16 protein-coding genes are annotated in these 16,553 nt (G+C 52.3%); 9 read left to right on the top strand and 7 right to left on the bottom strand.

From position 1 onward, the window contains the following. Nucleotides 1-10: 10 nt before the first annotated feature. Together C0081_RS09495 and C0081_RS09490 are read right to left on the bottom strand one after the other, a co-directional pair. Nucleotides 11-766 carry a GntR family transcriptional regulator gene (locus C0081_RS09495; protein ID WP_101533555.1) on the bottom strand — a complete coding sequence of 252 codons (756 nt, stop codon included), beginning with the start codon at nt 764-766 and terminating at the stop codon, nt 11-13. Next, nucleotides 763-972, bottom strand: coding sequence for a hypothetical protein (locus tag C0081_RS09490; protein ID WP_101533554.1), 210 nt, complete (start codon nt 970-972; stop codon nt 763-765). The genes C0081_RS09495 and C0081_RS09490 overlap by 4 nt, the downstream gene beginning before the upstream one ends. Nucleotides 973-1,140: 168 nt before the next feature. On the opposite strand from C0081_RS09490, the gene C0081_RS09485 reads away from it, so the two are divergent. The 6 genes from C0081_RS09485 to C0081_RS09460 all read left to right on the top strand — a co-directional run bounded on the left by C0081_RS09485 (nt 1,141) and on the right by C0081_RS09460 (nt 7,326). Then, nucleotides 1,141-2,040 (top strand): N-acetylmuramic acid 6-phosphate etherase, encoded by a 900-nt coding sequence (locus C0081_RS09485; RefSeq protein WP_210200449.1) that lies wholly within the window; start codon nt 1,141-1,143, stop codon nt 2,038-2,040. Between the two features lie 50 nt (nt 2,041-2,090). Further along, a complete protein-coding gene (locus C0081_RS09480; RefSeq protein ID WP_101533552.1) occupies nt 2,091-3,344 on the top strand; it encodes an ABC transporter substrate-binding protein in 1,254 nt (417 codons plus the stop codon). 191 nt (nt 3,345-3,535) lie between these two features. After that, on the top strand, nt 3,536-4,450 hold the full coding sequence (locus C0081_RS09475; protein WP_101533747.1) for a carbohydrate ABC transporter permease: 915 nt from the start codon (nt 3,536-3,538) through the stop codon (nt 4,448-4,450). A gap of 10 nt (nt 4,451-4,460) precedes the next feature. Then, on the top strand, nt 4,461-5,300 hold the full coding sequence (locus tag C0081_RS09470) for a carbohydrate ABC transporter permease (RefSeq protein ID WP_101533551.1): 840 nt from the start codon (nt 4,461-4,463) through the stop codon (nt 5,298-5,300). Next, the gene (locus C0081_RS09465; protein ID WP_180966821.1) at nt 5,297-6,331 is read left to right on the top strand and encodes a Gfo/Idh/MocA family protein; all 1,035 of its coding nucleotides are present in this window, start codon (nt 5,297-5,299) and stop codon (nt 6,329-6,331) included. The genes C0081_RS09470 and C0081_RS09465 overlap by 4 nt, the downstream gene beginning before the upstream one ends. Then, nucleotides 6,328-7,326 carry an ABC transporter ATP-binding protein gene (locus C0081_RS09460; protein WP_101533550.1) on the top strand — a complete coding sequence of 333 codons (999 nt, stop codon included), beginning with the start codon at nt 6,328-6,330 and terminating at the stop codon, nt 7,324-7,326. Before C0081_RS09465 ends, C0081_RS09460 begins: the two co-directional genes overlap by 4 nt. A gap of 98 nt (nt 7,327-7,424) precedes the next feature. Here the strand turns inward: C0081_RS09460 and C0081_RS09455 are convergent, their stop codons facing one another. Genes C0081_RS09455 through iolD form a run of 4 tightly spaced genes read right to left on the bottom strand, consistent with a single transcriptional unit; the run spans nt 7,425 to nt 11,995 of the window. Beyond that, a complete protein-coding gene (locus tag C0081_RS09455; protein ID WP_101533549.1) occupies nt 7,425-8,255 on the bottom strand; it encodes a class II fructose-bisphosphate aldolase in 831 nt (276 codons plus the stop codon). After that, nucleotides 8,252-9,094, bottom strand: a complete 843-nt coding sequence (locus C0081_RS09450; protein WP_101533548.1) for a 5-deoxy-glucuronate isomerase — start codon at nt 9,092-9,094, stop codon at nt 8,252-8,254. The genes C0081_RS09455 and C0081_RS09450 overlap by 4 nt, the downstream gene beginning before the upstream one ends. An 11-nt stretch (nt 9,095-9,105) precedes the next feature. Then, a complete protein-coding gene (iolC, locus tag C0081_RS09445) occupies nt 9,106-10,086 on the bottom strand; it encodes a 5-dehydro-2-deoxygluconokinase (RefSeq protein WP_101533547.1) in 981 nt (326 codons plus the stop codon). A gap of 43 nt (nt 10,087-10,129) precedes the next feature. Beyond that, nucleotides 10,130-11,995: a 3D-(3,5/4)-trihydroxycyclohexane-1,2-dione acylhydrolase (decyclizing) gene (iolD, locus tag C0081_RS09440; protein ID WP_101533546.1), complete on the bottom strand. Its 1,866-nt coding sequence runs from the start codon at nt 11,993-11,995 to the stop codon at nt 10,130-10,132. A gap of 126 nt (nt 11,996-12,121) precedes the next feature. Here iolD and C0081_RS09435 point away from each other — a divergent pair, with 126 nt between their 5' ends. The 3 genes from C0081_RS09435 to C0081_RS09425 are packed head-to-tail and all read left to right on the top strand — an operon-like array spanning nt 12,122 to nt 15,306. Next, on the top strand, nt 12,122-13,246 hold the full coding sequence (locus tag C0081_RS09435; RefSeq protein ID WP_101533545.1) for a Gfo/Idh/MocA family protein: 1,125 nt from the start codon (nt 12,122-12,124) through the stop codon (nt 13,244-13,246). Next, nucleotides 13,243-14,136, top strand: coding sequence for a TIM barrel protein (locus tag C0081_RS09430; protein ID WP_101533544.1), 894 nt, complete (start codon nt 13,243-13,245; stop codon nt 14,134-14,136). Before C0081_RS09435 ends, C0081_RS09430 begins: the two co-directional genes overlap by 4 nt. A gap of 12 nt (nt 14,137-14,148) precedes the next feature. After that, a complete protein-coding gene (locus C0081_RS09425; RefSeq protein WP_101533543.1) occupies nt 14,149-15,306 on the top strand; it encodes a Gfo/Idh/MocA family protein in 1,158 nt (385 codons plus the stop codon). Nucleotides 15,307-15,370: 64 nt separating this feature from the next. On the opposite strand, the gene C0081_RS09420 is transcribed toward C0081_RS09425, so the two are convergent. After that, the gene (locus C0081_RS09420) at nt 15,371-16,372 is read right to left on the bottom strand and encodes a LacI family DNA-binding transcriptional regulator (RefSeq protein WP_101533542.1); all 1,002 of its coding nucleotides are present in this window, start codon (nt 16,370-16,372) and stop codon (nt 15,371-15,373) included. Nucleotides 16,373-16,553: the final 181 nt, after the last annotated feature.

Genomic DNA, 16,553 nt, shown 5'->3' with positions numbered 1-16,553 from the left:
GACAGCCTCTTTAATTTGAAAAACGCAACTCGGCCACAAAATCGTAAGCGTCGCCGCGATAGGTGGATTTGGTCAGTTCGATTGCCCGACCATTGTCCAAATAAGAAATACGCTGGATGCTCAGCCCTGCCATCCCCTCATCGACGCCAAGCAATTCTGCTTCGCGAATTTCAAGGTTAATGGCAGAAATCTTCTGCACCGCGCGTACGGGGCGCATGCCATTGCGCCCTAAAACTTCATAGAGAGAGCTTGATACGTCGTCGGGATTGGGCAAGACATCAACAGGCAATACGGCTCTCTCGATTGCCATGGGCAACCCGTTGGCCTCCCGAAGGCGATCCAGACAAGCAACCGACGCCCCGGCAGATACACCCAGCGTCAGAACTTCATCCGGCGACGGTCTGCGAATCGTGCGCTCAAGCCAAATCGCCGAGGTTTGATAGCCACGTGCCAGCATATCTTCTGAAAATGAGGTTAGATGCGTCAGGGACTGTTCAACTTTGCTCGGGCGATCTTTGACAAAAGACCCAGACCCGTGGCGCTGTTCAACCACTCCCTTATTTGCCAGTTCCTGAATAGCCTTGCGCACAGTCACCCGCGACAATGCGGTTAAATCGGCAATATCCCGTTCTGCTGGCAAGGATGTATTTGGCAGCAACAACCCCATTGAGATTCCCCGTTCAAGGCGCATACTCAATTGTCTATAAAGCGGCCCGGATTTTTTACTCAACCAGCTACCGGGACGGAGAAAATCTTCCACATTCATGGGCAAAGGTCCTGCTCGGTTCCGAGGGCATCAATCAACGAACGACGAATCACACATCCAGCACGAGCGACGACGTCAAGATCATCAACAACGCCGGTCTGGCGCATCAACAACGGCGAAATATCAACAACATCAAACAGCTCATCCCGACACCAGCCAGCGTCAACCAAGCAACCTGCCACACGATATGCAAAGCAATCTTCCATATGCCTACCATTACACCACCCGCCTGCACAAAGAAAGGCCAAAACAATACCAAAATCCTTGGCACTTATGAAACACCATGAGAAAAATCTTTGTATTCCGCCAATAATTGAGGTGGACACATGGTATTTAAAAGGTATTATATTGATACAGAACCAAGGGGACTGATTTTGGACAGCACCACAGAGAAACAGCATAAAAGCGCCAAGAATCTCGATTCTCGTCCATTGTCCGAGATTGCGGCTTTGCTTCTGGAAAATCAGATTATTGCGGCTTCATCCGTTAATGAGGCCCTCCCGCAAATTGAATCCGGCGCACGCATCATGGCCCATACCTTACAGTTGGGTGGGCGCTTGATTTATGCCGCAGCAGGGTCCTCTGCCTTGATGGCTTTGGCGGACGCACTCGAACTCGGTGGCACATTTGGCATCGAACCAAACAGCATTCAAATCCTCATGGCTGGCGGCGTCCCAAACAACGCCGAAATGCCCGGAGACACCGAGGACGATATAGCGCCGCTTGAACATGATTTGCAGGATATCAAGCCGTGCGACACATTGATCGCGATATCCGCGAGCGGCAACACGCCCTATACACTGGCAGCCGCCAAAATCGCCAATCATAAAGGCACCCGCGTTATCGCCATCACAAACAACCCGGATTCCGCAATAGAAGCCATCAGTGACTGTGGCATATGCCTTAAAACACCACCCGAGGTGGTGTCTGGCTCCACGCGCATGGGCGCTGCCACTGCTCAGAAACTCGCGCTCAACACGCTATCGACCTTAATGGCATTTGAACTGGGCCATATCCACGACGGCTTAATGGTCAACCTAAAGGCAGACAATGCGAAACTACGCATGCGCGCCAATAAGATGGTTCAATATATAGCTCAAGTGTCCCAACAAAAAGCCCAAGAGGCCCTTGATCTCTCGGGCAACAATGTAAAAATCGCAGCTCTTCTTTCTTCCGGCGTTGCCTCAAAAGACACTGCGGAGCAACTGCTCCAGCAAACCAAAGGTCATTTGAGACAGGCGTTGGAACAGTTAAAATCAAGCAATCACAAATAATAAAAACAATAGAGCCAAAGACGTTTCAACACACAACAGAGAGGTTCATCGTGAACAAAAAATTCGTATCCCTGGCAATTCTTGCATCAACACTGCTGAGCAGTGCTGCTTTTGCCGCAGACGTAACCCTGACCATCGAGAGCTGGCGGAACGACGACCTGAAACTTTGGCAGGAAAAAATCATTCCAGCCTTTGAAGCAAGCCACGACGGCATCAAAATCAAATTTTCTCCAACAGCCCCTGCAGAATATAACGCTATTCTAAACTCCAAACTGGATGCAGGCTCTGCTGGCGATATCATCACCTGCCGCCCGTTCGACGCCTCATTGGCGCTGTATGATGCTGGCCACCTGACAGATTTGAGCGACATGGAAGCCATGTCCAACTTCACAGACGTTGCCAAATCCGCATGGCAAACCGATGATGGCTCCGCTTCTTTCTGTGTTCCTATGGCGTCGGTTATTCACGGCTTCATTTACAACAAAGATGCCTTCAAAGAAGTCGGCGTTAAAGTACCAACCACCGAGGAAGAATTTTTCGCGGTACTGGAAGCATTCAAAGCTGACGGCAATTATATTCCAATGGCGATGGGCACCAACGACCAATGGGAAGCCGCCACGATGGGCTACCAGAATATTGGCCCAACCTATTGGAAAGGCGAAGAAGGCCGCCTTGCTCTGATCAAGGGCGATCAGAAATTGACCGATCCACAATGGGTTGCCCCTTATGCAACATTGGCAAAATGGGCTGCTTATCTGGGCGACGGCTTTGAAGCGCAAACCTATCCAGACAGCCAGAACCTGTTCACTCTTGGCCGTGCGGCCATCTATCCAGCCGGTTCATGGGAAATTTCTGGTTTCAACACACAGGCCGACTTCGAAATGGGTGCTTTCAAACCACCTGTATTGAAAGCAGGCGACACATGCTACATCTCCGATCACACAGACATCGGCATCGGCATGAACGCCAAGACAGCCAATCCTGAAGCAGCCAAAACCTTCCTGTCATGGGTGGCATCCCCTGAATTTGCTAGCATCTTCGGCAATGCTCTACCCGGCTTCTTCCCGCTTTCCAAGACACCGGTTGAAATGGCAGATCCATTGGCCAAGGAATTCATTAGCTGGCGCAGTGAGTGTGAACCCACAATCCGCTCCACCTATCAGATCCTTTCCCGTGGCACACCAAATCTCGAAAACGACACTTGGGGTGCATCTGCAGCGGCAATCAAAGGCACTTCCACTCCTGAAGAGCTGGGCAAAAAACTGCAAGAGGGTCTTGCAAGCTGGTATGCGCCACAGAAATAAGCAGGCATATTGCTTAAAGATCTAATCCTCTCGGACGGGCCATCAACGCCCGTCCGAACCTGGAACCCATCCCACAAAATACCCGTGCCATCAAACATGGTTTTGTGACAAGGATCGGTGTCAATCAAAAGCTTAGAGCACAGCGGCCCACCATGGATCGCCAGAGCAATGCTCTAAATTTGGAGATCCAGATGCAAGCCCATCGTTTTCGTTGGCATATTGTCGTTTTCCTCGCGCCCGCCGTGTTGGTCTATTCGGCAGTCATGATTTTCCCACTCGCCAATACCCTGCGCCTTGCTCTCTATAACGAGATCGACCAAGTGCGTGTGTTTGTCGGACTGGACAATTTCCGCACCCTGTTTTTCGATCCTCTCTGGTCTGACCAGTTTTGGAATGCATTGGGCAACAATTTCTGGTTTTTCTGCGTGCATATGCTGGTGCAGAATCCCATCGGCGTTGCGCTCGCGGCCATTCTAAGCCACCCAAAGCTCCGCTTTGCAGCGCTTTACCGGTCAGCGATATTCATCCCCACCATTCTGTCCTTCGTGATCGTTGGTTTTGCGTGGAAGCTTATTCTGTCGCCCATCTGGGGCATTGCACCATCGATGCTTGACTTCGTGGGGTTGAAATCCCTGTTCGCACCATGGCTCGGCAAAGAAGCCTATGCCCTGACGACACTCGCGCTTGTTTCGGTCTGGCAATTTGTCGGCATTCCAATGATGCTGATCTATGCTGCGCTGCTATCCATTCCAGAGGAAATTCTGGAAGCCGGCGAGATCGATGGCATAACGGGCATTTCGGCCTTCTGGAAAATTAAATTGCCGCTTATCCTGCCTTCGATCGGCATCATTTCTATCCTTACCTTCGTAGGCAATTTCAACGCCTTCGACCTGATCTATGCGGTGCAAGGGGCATTAGCCGGTCCGGACTTCTCAACCGATATTCTGGGCACCTTCCTATATCGCACCTTCTTCGGATTCCAGCTTCAATTGGGCGATCCGAGCATGGGGTCGACCATTGCTGGAGCAATGTTTGCCATCATCCTCATCGGCGTCTGCATCTATCTGTTCGCCATCCAGACGCGCATGCGCCGTTATCAGCTTTAGGAGCCAGAATATGAACAAAGCACGCTCCAGCCCAATCAGTGCCTTTGCGATGCATGGTGCGCTGATCCTTTACACGCTGATTGCCCTGTTTCCGGTGTTCGTCATCCTGATCAACAGCTTCAAAACGCGCAAAGCCATTTTCCGCGAACCATTGTCCATGCCAAACGCCGACAGCTTTTCGCTCATCGGCTATGAAACGGTGATGAAACAGGGGGATTTCTTCCTCTATTTTCAGAATTCGATGATTGTCACGGTCGGTTCGCTGTTTTTCATCCTGTTGTTTGGCGCCATGGCCGCCTATGCCCTCAGTGAATATCGCTTCAAAGGCAACACCCTGATGGGGCTTTATCTAGCGCTCGGCATTATGATCCCGATCCGCATCGGCACCGTTGCTATCCTGGAAATGATGGTCGCCACAGGGTTGGTCAACAATCTTTGGTCACTGATTTTGGTCTACACCGCCCAAGGACTGCCGCTTGCGATCTTCATATTAAGTGAATTCATGCGTCAGGTTTCGGACGACTTGAAAAACGCCGCCCGTGTTGACGGCCTCAGCGAATACACCATCTTTGGCCGCATCGTCCTGCCGTTGGTAAGGCCCGCTATGGCCACGGTTGCGGTGTTCAACATGATCCCCATCTGGAATGACTTGTGGTTCCCACTGATCCTGACACCGGCTGAAGAAACCAAAACCCTCACACTTGGCAGTCAGGTCTTCATCGGTCAGTTTGTCACGGATTGGAACGCTGTGCTTTCAGCCCTGTCCATGGCCATCCTGCCGGTTCTCATTCTGTATGTGATTTTCTCACGCCAGCTAATTCGCGGCATTACATCGGGAGCGGTGAAATGATCAAAACACTCGTTGCAGGACTTGGCAATATGGGCTTTGCTCATGCTTTGGCCCATCACAATCATCCGCAGTCGCAAATTGTTGGGCTCGTCAATCGCTCCAACACCATCGCAGAGTCTGAGCTGTCGGATTATCCGCTGTATAGTGATTTTTCCAAAGCTCTGGCCGAGACAAAACCGGATCTGGTGGTGATCGCCACCTATTCAGACAGTCATGCGGACTTTGCCTGTGAAGCCATGCAGGCCGGGGCCCATGTCTTTGTTGAAAAACCACTTTCCACCAATGTTTCGGATGCAAAACGGGTTGTAGACACCGCTATCGCGACCAACCGAAAACTGGTGGTGGGCTACATACTGAGACACCATCCCTCATGGATCCGGTTTGTTCAGGAAGCCCGCGCGCTAGGTGGTCCCTATGTCTTCCGCCTCAATCTCAATCAGCAATCCAGTGGCAAAGAATGGGAAACCCACAAAGCCTTGATGCAGACCACCAGTCCACTTGTTGACTGTGGTGTACATTATGTCGACGTGATGTGCCAGATCACCGATGCCAAACCCATTCGGGTCAACGGCATGGGACTGCGCCTTAGCGATGAGATCGCGCCAGATATGTATAATTATGGCCAACTGCAAGTCACCTTTGATGATGGCTCTATTGGCTGGTATGAAGCAGGCTGGGGCCCGATGATGTCCGAGACCGCCTTCTTCGTCAAAGACATCGTCTCGCCCAATGGCTCGGTTTCCATTGTCGATGGCAACAAAGGCGCTTCCGCAGATATAGATGGCCACACCAAAGTCGGCGGCATACTGGTTCACAAACCCCAAGGAGATCACCGTATCGATCTGGCGGGAGAACCGGGCCACAATGAGCTGTGCGCCGCCGAGCAGGATTACATCCTGCGCGCCATCAGCGAAGACATCGACCTTTCTCGCCATATGCAAGACGCAGTGCAGTCGCTGGCCATTTGTTTGGCTGCAGATCAAAGCATCCGCACCGGCCAACCCATTAATCTGCTGGAGACAACGCAATGACCGCGCTGGCCCTAAAAAAAATAAGCAAGTCCTTCGACAAGACACAAGTGCTCAAAGACATCGATATCGAGGTGAATGAGGGCGAATTTGTTGTCTTCGTCGGGCCCTCCGGCTGTGGCAAATCCACCCTATTGCGTGTTGTTGCTGGCTTGGAAGACGCCAGCGCTGGCGAGGTCTGGATCGGCGATCAATGTGTGAACCCCATTCCGCCGTCCAAACGCGGTATCGCCATGGTGTTTCAGAGCTATGCGCTCTATCCCCATCTCAATGTGTCAAAAAACATGTCCCTTGCCCTCAAGCAAGAGGGCATTCCCAAGGATGAGATAGCCGAACGCGTTGCTGAAGCCAGCCGCATGCTCAAACTGGATGGGTATCTTGAACGATACCCTTCCGAGCTATCCGGCGGCCAACGCCAGCGTGTTGCCATCGGGCGGGCCATCGTACGCAAACCCAAGCTGTTTTTGCTCGATGAACCCTTGTCCAATCTGGATGCCGCCCTGCGCATGAACACCCGCGTGGAGCTCGCCAATTTGCATAAGCAACTCAAAGCAACCATGATCTATGTGACCCACGACCAAACCGAAGCCATGACCTTGGCCGACAAGATCGTGGTCCTGCGTGACGGTCAGGTCGAGCAGATTGGTAGCCCGATGGAACTGTATAACAATCCGGTCAATCAGTTTGTCGCCGGCTTCCTTGGTTCACCCGCCATGAATTTCCTCCCTGCGGACATCATTGGCAAGGACGCTTCCCTTTCGGTTGGCATTCGCCCAGAGGATCTCTTTCTGGCAGACGACGGCCCGCTTCTCGCCGATGTGACACATGTTGAACATTTGGGTGGCGACACCAATTTGATCGCAACGGTGGGAGAGTACAATATGACAGTCCGCCTGTTCGGCCAGCATGACATTGAACCTGATCAACAGGTCAAACTCGGCTTTGATGCAGCAAAAGCCCTGTATTTCAGTGCAGACGGTCTCCGCGCATCTTCATAGCGGACTTCAGAATTACAATATACAAAATCAAAAGCCCGCCAATGGCGGGCTTTTTCGTTTCATATCAAATGCAATCATTCCAAATTCACAACGGCGATTTACACAGGTTTTAAGCCCCGCAACACGTTTCTGGTGGCCTGTACCAGGGGCTCATGTGTCTCACTGAGAATTTGCACCCTATCAAACCGCTCCGGATCGGCGTTGACCGCCTGCCGCAAAGCCTGACCAAACACCATGCGCAATTCAGTCCCGATGTTATATTTACAGATGCGCGATGTGCGGGCCAGATGACCACGTTGCTCAAGCGGTACACCAGACCCACCATGAATAACCAACGGCACATCCGTCACCGCTTCAATCGCCCGAATGCGCGCTTCATCTAACCTGCCTTCTCGGTCTTGTTGCAGGTGAACATTTCCGACTGATATAGCCATGGCATCAACGCCCGTCTCTCGCGCAAACTGCGCTGCTTCTACAGGATCTGTGCCCGCCGATGTTTCACCGCCTGAATAACCGACAAAGCCGATTTCACCTTCGCATGACACCCCCGCCCCATGCGCCATTGCAACGATGGCAGCGGTCTCTTCAATATTCTGGATCAGAGCTTTGCGGGACCCATCAAACATTACCGACGAAAATCCGCAGTCGATGGCTTGCTGACAATCTTCATAGCTATAACCATGATCAAGATGGGCCACGACAGGAACAGATGCTTCTTGGGCTAAATGACAAAACATTTTGCCCAAGATCGGCAGCGGCGTATGCTCACGGCAGGACGGCCCCGCTTGCAGAATGACCGGACAGCCTTCTGCTTCTGCTGCGGCCACATAGGCCCGCATATCCTCCCATCCCAATGTCACCAAACCAGCCACCGCATAGCCTTGTTCAAGCGCGGGCTGCAGCACGTCTTTTAGCGTCACCAAGGTCATTTGAACTTGGCCACCATATCCATAATACCGGGAATGGTATGCAATTGAGCGGCATGGGTCGGTTGGAAATATTGTTTCAACGACCGCTGCGACAAGCCACCAAGAATGGTGAAATAATACATTTCATATCCGGGAAGCACCACGCAGGGATGATAACCTTTATCGATACAAATGGTCGAGCCATCCATAATGTGATAGGCGTCTCCGGGTTTGTTATCCTCACGCTGGAGCATTTGCATACCCGAGCCATAGTTGGGCCGGAAGCGGAAATTATAGGTCTCGTCATGCCGGGTTTCATCGGGCAACCGGTCTGTGTCATGTTTGTGGGATGGAAAACCAGACCAGCCCCCCTGCCCAACAGTAAAGAGCTCACTCACGAGCAAACGGCCCACTTTGTCGCGATGACTGGCACCCAGAATATGTTTGATCTTGCGATGGGTCTTGGTGTCATCAGATCCATACTGCACTTTATCAAGCTCGGCAGAGCGTACATCGAAAGGCTCAAGAACCTTGTCATATTTGGCCCCAGCGATGAATATTTCAGCCTTGTCGGTCAAACATGTCAGGCGCACAGTCGCACCAACGGGCACATAGACCCCTTCCGGCTCCCCATCCCAGACATCAATGGTTCGGTTGCCCACTCGAGCAAATATGGCCCCCTCGACATCGACATCTATCGTACCGGTGGCCGGTACCACACAGGTCTCATATCCGGCAACAGCATAATCAAAACTCTCGCCCTTGGTCAGCTTGATAATATTGAAATAGTTCAGAGGCACCAGTTCATTTTCGACATCAACGATGGGTTTGTTGTGATTGTCATGAGGCGCAATATGCATGGGTCTTCCTTTCAGCTGTCTGTGGGGCCGGGATGCGAAGCAAGAAACGTCTCAAGCTCGGCCGTTGTGGGCATGGCCGGGGCGCAACCAGCCTTTGACACGACAATGGATGCACAGGCAGACCCGCGCAAAACCGAGTCGCGCATGTCTCGTCCATCCGCCAGAGCCGCAAGCAGACCAGCCATAAAGCTGTCTCCTGCACCATTGGGTTTGACGGCAGTTACGGGGAAAATGCCAGTCTTGATTTCCTCTCCGTCAGCAAATGTGACCGCCCCTTCAGATCCCTTTTTATAAATGACAACGCGGCCAGGCCTTAAAGCCAACTCACGGGCTTTGTCCAAGCCTTTTTCGAGGCCACCAGCCATAAACCCAAATTCTTCGTCGTTGCCAACGATCATATCCGCTTCTTCGCCGGCCCTTGATAACACCTCGGCTGCCACCTGTGGCGAAGGCCAGGAATAGGGCCGGTAATCAATATCAAACAGAACCGGCAATCCGGCTGCTCTGGCAATTTCAAAGGCGCGGAAAGTTGCCCCTCGAGACGGCTCGGCTGCAAACACAGTGCCAGCGGTAATCAAAGCACCAAAGGAAGAATAGTCCACCCGATCCACATCCTCTGGCGTCACTTGGAAATCCACAGCTCCATTGCGATATATGACATTCTGGAAGTCTTCCATGCAGCTCTCATAGACAGCCAAAGACATGCGATACTCGCCGCCGACCTTTTTGATATAGGCCGTATCGACACCATAATGTGCCAACCTATTGAGGCAAAAGCGACCAACAGCATCATCAGAGACAGACGTCACCAACGCGGACGCACTGCCCAACTTGCACAGACCCGCACAAATATTGGCCGAAGAGCCCCCCAGATCTGCGCGAAAGCTCTCCGCATGTTCGCTTTTGGTGCCAATGGGGTCGGCAAACATATCCATGCCTGCCCGCCCGAACACCACAAATCTATTCTTACCAATGCCGTGCATAAGGGTCATGATCTTCCCCCTGTGATGCCTTTTTGCCGGTAATTTATAAGCATCACACGCCCCTTCTTTGCTTGCTGCGCGAAGACTCCCAATCAAAATGGGCCCGTCTGACATTTTCATCATCGGTGGTATGAGGCGTACCAACCTCCCACCACGCATGCCCCTGTTGGGTCCAACCTTCAAAAGCGTCAACATTCATGACGATCACACAGGTCTTATCGCTGGCCTTTGCCCGCATGAATGCTTCACCCAACTCCGCGGGATGATTGACCCGTTCGGCTTGCGCACCCATCGAGGCTGCATGGGCAACAAAATCCACCCCGAACGGCTCCGGAATTGTCGGGCAGTCCTTCAGAAGGTTGTTAAAGCTCTCATTGCCCGTGTTGTTTTGCAGTTTGTTGATGACGGCAAACCCGCCGTTGTCCAGCAGAAGCACAATCAGTTTTTTCCGGCTCAAAACCGAAGAATAAATATCAGAATTCAACATAAGATAAGAGCCATCACCACAGAAGGTAATCGTGTCCTTATCAGGCTCCTGTTCGCTCTGAGCAATGCGCGCGCCCCACGCCCCGGCTATCTCATAACCCATGCAGGAAAAGCCGAATTCGACATCGACGGTACCAATATCCAATGTGCGCCAATTGGCGGTCACTTCAGCAGGTAAGCCACCGGCAGCGGCCACAACACGGTCTCGTTTGTCACACAGGGCATTGACCACACCGATTGCCTGCGCATAGGAGTTGGGGCCATTGCCATAGGCGACATTGTCAGCCACATAGGCGTCCCACATTTTCCGTTCGGCCTGCGCAAATTGCACCCATGACTGCGGTGTTTGGTAATCCAAAGCTGAAGATAGCGCCAAGAGCGACAGTCTCGCATCCCCTACGACGGGTAAAGACATATGCTTGCCAGCGTCATGACGGGCCGCATTGATCGAGATGAATTTTGCATCATGATCAAAAGCCGTCCACGATCCGGTGGTAAAATCTTGCAACCGAGTACCAACAGCCAGAATAACATCAGCCTTCTGCGCAATACGATTGGCGCTGTCCGATCCGGTCACGCCAATAGGACCGATATTGAGCGGATGGTCATTCAACAAATTGGCTCTGCCTGCGATGGTTTCAACCACAGGGATTTGATGGCTTTCTGCAAAGCGCGTCAGCTCATTGACCGCCTTTGAATATTGCACACCACCGCCGGCAATGATCATCGGACGCTCAGCCAATCTGAGCAGCGCGATCGCGTCCGCAATCTCCGCCTCATCAGGCGTTTGGCGACGAATGCGATGGATTTTCTTGTCAAAAAGCTTGGCAGGATAATCATAGGTCCACCCCTGAACATCTTGAGGCAAACCAAGAAAAGCCGGACCGCAATCCGCAGGGTCCAGCATGGTCGCAATGGCGTTAGGCAGCGATTGAATAATTTGAGCAGGGTGCGTAATGCGATCCCAATAGCGCACCACTGGCTTAAAAGCGTCATTCACACCGAGCGTCGGGTCGTCATAATGCTCCATTTGCTGCAACACCGGATCAGGCAAGCGCGTAATAAAAGTGTCGCCACACAACATCAACATCGGCAACCGATTGGCATGAGCCAGTCCCGCTGCAGTCAACAGATTGGCTGTTCCCGGCCCTGCAGACGCGGTGCAAAACATGAAACGTTGACGCAGCCATTGCTTGGCATAACCAGAGGCAGCAAAGCCCATGCTTTGTTCATTCTGCCCGCGATAAAGCGGCAATTCATCATGTACCTTGTTCAATGCCTCTCCCAAGCAGGTCACATTGCCATGCCCGAAAATGCCAAAACCGCCACCACACAGACGCAGCTCATCGCCATCAATTTCAATATATTGATTGGCAAGCCAGCGCACAATTGCTTGCGCGGTGGTCAGGCGAATGGTGTCCTGCGGTTTCATTCTGTCTCCCCCCTCTTCAATTCTCGTAAAAGCACGCATAATTTGGAATGGCGCTTGCGAAAACACAGATCTCATGATACATATTTTGCAACCGATTGCAAATGCTATTTCAAAGGGAGGGATGTCGTGACAAACATCGGAATAGGCATTCTCGGGGGAGGTTATATGGGGAAAGCGCACGCTGTTGCTATGTCATCAGTCGGCGCAATTTTCAACACAGGCTTGCGCCCAACACTGGAGATGGTTTGCGCTTCTTCAGCACAAAGCGCAGAAGGCTACCGCCGGGCTTATGGCTTCCAACGAGCAACAGATAACTGGCGAGAACTGGTCAATGACCCGAAGATACAAGCCGTCATCATTGCAACACCACAACAGACCCATCGCGACATAGCCTTGGCCGCCTTTGCGCTTGGAAAGCCTGTTTTTTGCGAAAAGCCTCTGGGTGCGAACATGGATGACAGCTTGGTCATGACTACAGCTGCCGAGGCTTCCGGTATCGTCAATATGGTTGGCTTCAACTATATCCGCACACCCGCAAGCCAGTATGCCCGCCAATTGATAGCATCTGGCGAAATTGGCGACATCACATGGTTTCGTGGGGAACATACCGAAGATTTCTATGCTGACCCTGAGGCACCGGCAAGCTGGCGCACATCCGGCGCGTCCAATGGCACAATGGGGGACCTTGCGCCGCACATGATCAACGCAGCGCTCGCTCTCATCGGGCCTGTGGCACGGGTTATGGCCGAAATTGAAACCGTTCACCACGAACGCCCCGGCGGATCGGTCACCAACGACGACCACGCCCAAATGATGTGCCGTTTTGAAAACGGCACCATGGGGCAATTCTATTTCAGCCGCATCGCCACCGGTCGCAAGATGGGATATGCCTATGAGATCACGGGCACAAAGGGAGCAATCCGCTTTGATCAGGAAGACCAAAACGCCTTATGGTTATACCGAATGGATGGCCCAGAAGCTAAGCGTGGCTTTACCAAGATCCTGACCGGCCCTGCCCATCCCGACTATGAACCTTTCTGCCAAGGACCAGGCCACGGCACCGGCTATCAAGATCAGATCATCATTGAGGCACGCGACTTTCTCAAAGCCATCGAAACGGGTCAGTCGATCTGGCCAACCTTTCGTGACGGACATGAGGTCAATTGCGTTGTAGACGCCGCCATGGCATCCGCACAAAGCGGTGCATGGCAAGATATATCTAAGCTCCAGGCACAGGAGAGCATCAAATGACAATAAGAATTGGGAATGCCCCTTGCTCGTGGGGTGTCGAATTTGCGGATGATCCGCGCAACCCCACATGGCAGTCTGTTTTGAAAGACTGCGCCGAAGCGGGATACAAGGGTATCGAGCTTGGCCCTGTTGGTTTTATGCCCGAAGATCCAGCCATTTTGGGCGAGGCTTTGTCCGAGTATAATCTGCATTTGATTGGCGGCGTCGTGTTTCGCGCCTATCACGACCCTAATGCCTGGGAAGATGTTTTGGATGCAACCCACCGCACAGCCAAAGCACTCAAAGCTCATGGCGCCCAACATCTGGTTTTGATTGACTCTATCTCCCCACGCCGTGCGCCCACCGCAGGCCGAGCGTCTGAAGCAGAGCAAATGGATTTGGCGGAATGGAAAGCCTACCGTGACCGCATCACAGAATCCGCGCGCATCGGAGCGGAAGAATACGGACTGACCGTCGGCATTCATGCCCACGCAGCCGGCTTTATGGACTTTGAACCCGAGCTGGAGCGCCTGCTAGACGAAGTGGACGAAAAAATCCTCAAAATCTGTTTTGATACCGGCCACCATTCTTATGCCGGCTTTGATCCTGTTGCCTTCATGAAGCGCCATATTGATCGCATATCCTATATGCATTTCAAAGACATAGATCCAAAGGTGAAAGCTGAGGTCGTTGAAAAGCGCACCGGTTTTTATGACGCCTGCGGCCAAGGCATTTTTTGCAATCTCGGTGATGGCGATGTGGACTTTCCGTCTGTCCGCCAGATCCTGATTGATAATGATTTCCGGGGCTGGTGCACAGTAGAGCAGGACTGCGACCCGACCCTGAACCCTGACCCAGTGGGAGACGCCCGCAAGAACCGTGAATATCTTGAATCCATTGGGTTCAAATAGGGAGCAATAACCATGGCAAAACTAAAATGGGGTATGATCGGTGGCGGCGAAGGCAGCCAAATCGGACCAGCCCACAGACTGGGCTCAGGACTTGACGGATTGTTCGAATTCACCGCAGGTGCGCTGGACCATCGCCCCGATGCCGGACGTGCTTATGGCCAACAGCTTGGCCTTGCTGCAGATCGTGCCTATGGCGATTGGCAGGAAATGCTGGCGGGCGAGAAAAACCGCGATGACCGCATCGACCTTGTTACGGTTGCAACACCCAATTCAACCCATTTCGAGATCACCAAACGGTTTCTGGAATCCGGTTTTCATGTGCTTTGCGAAAAACCCCTGACCATAACTGTTGAGGAAGCCGAAGAGATCGTTACCATCGCCAAAAATGCAAATCGCATTTGCGCCGTGAATTATGGCTACAGCGGCTACTCACTGGTCCGCCATATGCGAGCTATGGTGGCACGCGGCGATTTGGGGAAAATCCGTTTGGTAAAAGCCGAATTCGCACACGGTCACCATGCGGACGCTGCCGATGCAGACAATCCCCGCGTCCGTTGGCGCTATGATCCGGCACAAGCTGGCGTCAGCGCGCAATTTGCCGATTGTGGTATTCATGCGTTGCACATGGCATCCTTTGTACTGAATCAAGAAGTCACGCGCCTATCCGCAGATACGGTTAGCTGCATAGAGAGCCGCGAGCTGGAAGATGACGCAATGGTCAATTTCCGGATGGATGGCGGTGCCGTTGGACGGCTATGGACCAGTTCGATCGCTATTGGACGCCAACACGGCTTGACCCTACAGGTCTTTGGCGAAAAAGGCGGGTTACGTTGGGCGCAGGAACAACCCAACCAACTCTATTGGATGCCGCTCGGCGAGCGGCTTCAAACCATTGAACGCGGCGAAGCAGGCCTCAGCCCAGAAGCGGATCGTTCCTCTCGGGTGACAATTGGCCATGCAGAAGGCATGCCGTTGGCTTTTGCCAATATTTACAGTGACTTGTCCGAAGCCATCCATGCTCGAAAAGACAATCGACCAATGGATCCAGCCGCGAATTTATATCCACGCGCAGAAGATGGCTTGCGCTCCATGGCTGCCATCGCAGCCGTTGCAAAGAGTGGCAAAGCAGACGGCGCTTGGGTTGATGCCCGCCCGCCAATGTTCCGATAACCAAAGGGGAGACAGCAATCCTGTCTCTCTTTCAAATTGCCCACCCATACTCAAATTTTATAAGCTATTTTGGAAGAGATCTCAGCGTTCCGCGCTCAACAACAGAGCAAGGAAAAATCCGGGATTCCGGACATCTGTCAGGATCATTTAACATAGTCACCATCAACTCGATTGACGACGTCACAATCTGCTGAATGGGCTGATGAATGGTGGTGAGATTGATGTATTCCCACTGGGACATTTCCATATCATTCAGCCCCAAGATACCAATATCGTCCGGCACTGAAAGGCCATTTTCTCGTATCGCAGACAAAGCCCCGATGGACAAAACATCGTCCCCGCAAAAATAGGCCTCTGCCGGTTCACTCTCAAGAAGACGAAGCATTTCCCTGCGCCCTGCGGCAAAAGAATAAGCAGAAGCGAAGGAATAGCGCGCCTTGATCTCAGGATGGGCAGCCATTTCCGACATGAAGCCGGTATAGCGATCTTGCGTTGACGTCGCTCCTTCCGGCCCTCCCAAAAATGCAACATGCTTATATCCGCGCGCCAACAAGGTTTGAGCAGCCATCCTGCCGCATTCGACATTGTCGATACCCACCACATGCACCTCTGGCGTGCTGGACCGGCGACCGAATGAATGCACCACAGGCACCCCTGCATCGCGAAATGCCTTGGCAAATCGGGGCTGCAAGGTGGACGACGCCACCACCACACCATCGACCGAATATTGACGTAGCATACGCACCGAATTTTCAGGCTCGGTTTCATCTGTCAGATTGACCAAAAGCGGCCGCAACCCCCGATCCTGCAACCCTCGGGTAAACTGGTCAAAGATTTCAAGAAAAATCGGGTTCTGAAAGTTATTGGAAACAAGCCCGATAAGCTTGGTGCGTCCGGTGGTCAGAGAAGAGGCGAGAGCGTTGGGGCTATAACCAAGTTCGAATGCAGCCTTTTCCACCTTGCGGCGCATCTTGTCCGAAACGGATGCACCATCGGTAAAGGTGCGGGAAACAGCGGAACGAGAAACCCCTGCCCTAACTGCAACCTCTTTCAAAGTGATGGCCATATTCACATCTTCCTTGCTGGTTATCTGCCTTTTTTTATATGGAATTAGTAAGGAAGGCAACAAATAGCAGCTATATTAATGTTTTGCAATCGGTTGCAAATATGAATATGATATGCTTTAATCATTCTCGGAGGAACGAGCACATTTGCTCACTTACACTATCTAATTTGTGAATCTTGGG

It is taken from the genome of Cohaesibacter celericrescens, from assembly GCF_002866925.1.
Classification (GTDB): domain Bacteria; phylum Pseudomonadota; class Alphaproteobacteria; order Rhizobiales; family Cohaesibacteraceae; genus Cohaesibacter; species Cohaesibacter celericrescens.
This window is presented reverse-complemented; position numbering and strand designations above follow the sequence as displayed.

Bases quoted from the DNA above. Each gene is read 5' to 3' on its own strand.
- C0081_RS09470 (WP_101533551.1), top strand. From the start codon at position 4,461: ATGAACAAAGCACGCTCCAGCCCAATCAGTGCCTTTGCGATGCATGGT.
- C0081_RS09460 (WP_101533550.1), top strand. From the start codon at position 6,328: ATGACCGCGCTGGCCCTAAAAAAAATAAGCAAGTCCTTCGACAAGACA.
- iolD (WP_101533546.1), bottom strand. From the start codon at position 11,995: ATGAAACCGCAGGACACCATTCGCCTGACCACCGCGCAAGCAATTGTG.
- C0081_RS09495 (WP_101533555.1), bottom strand. From the start codon at position 766: ATGAATGTGGAAGATTTTCTCCGTCCCGGTAGCTGGTTGAGTAAAAAA.
- C0081_RS09455 (WP_101533549.1), bottom strand. From the start codon at position 8,255: ATGACCTTGGTGACGCTAAAAGACGTGCTGCAGCCCGCGCTTGAACAA.
- C0081_RS09475 (WP_101533747.1), top strand. From the start codon at position 3,536: ATGCAAGCCCATCGTTTTCGTTGGCATATTGTCGTTTTCCTCGCGCCC.
- C0081_RS09425 (WP_101533543.1), top strand. From the start codon at position 14,149: ATGGCAAAACTAAAATGGGGTATGATCGGTGGCGGCGAAGGCAGCCAA.
- C0081_RS09450 (WP_101533548.1), bottom strand. From the start codon at position 9,094: ATGCATATTGCGCCTCATGACAATCACAACAAACCCATCGTTGATGTC.
- C0081_RS09465 (WP_180966821.1), top strand. From the start codon at position 5,297: ATGATCAAAACACTCGTTGCAGGACTTGGCAATATGGGCTTTGCTCAT.
- iolC (WP_101533547.1), bottom strand. From the start codon at position 10,086: ATGACCCTTATGCACGGCATTGGTAAGAATAGATTTGTGGTGTTCGGG.
- C0081_RS09430 (WP_101533544.1), top strand. From the start codon at position 13,243: ATGACAATAAGAATTGGGAATGCCCCTTGCTCGTGGGGTGTCGAATTT.
- C0081_RS09420 (WP_101533542.1), bottom strand. From the start codon at position 16,372: ATGGCCATCACTTTGAAAGAGGTTGCAGTTAGGGCAGGGGTTTCTCGT.
- C0081_RS09490 (WP_101533554.1), bottom strand. From the start codon at position 972: ATGGAAGATTGCTTTGCATATCGTGTGGCAGGTTGCTTGGTTGACGCT.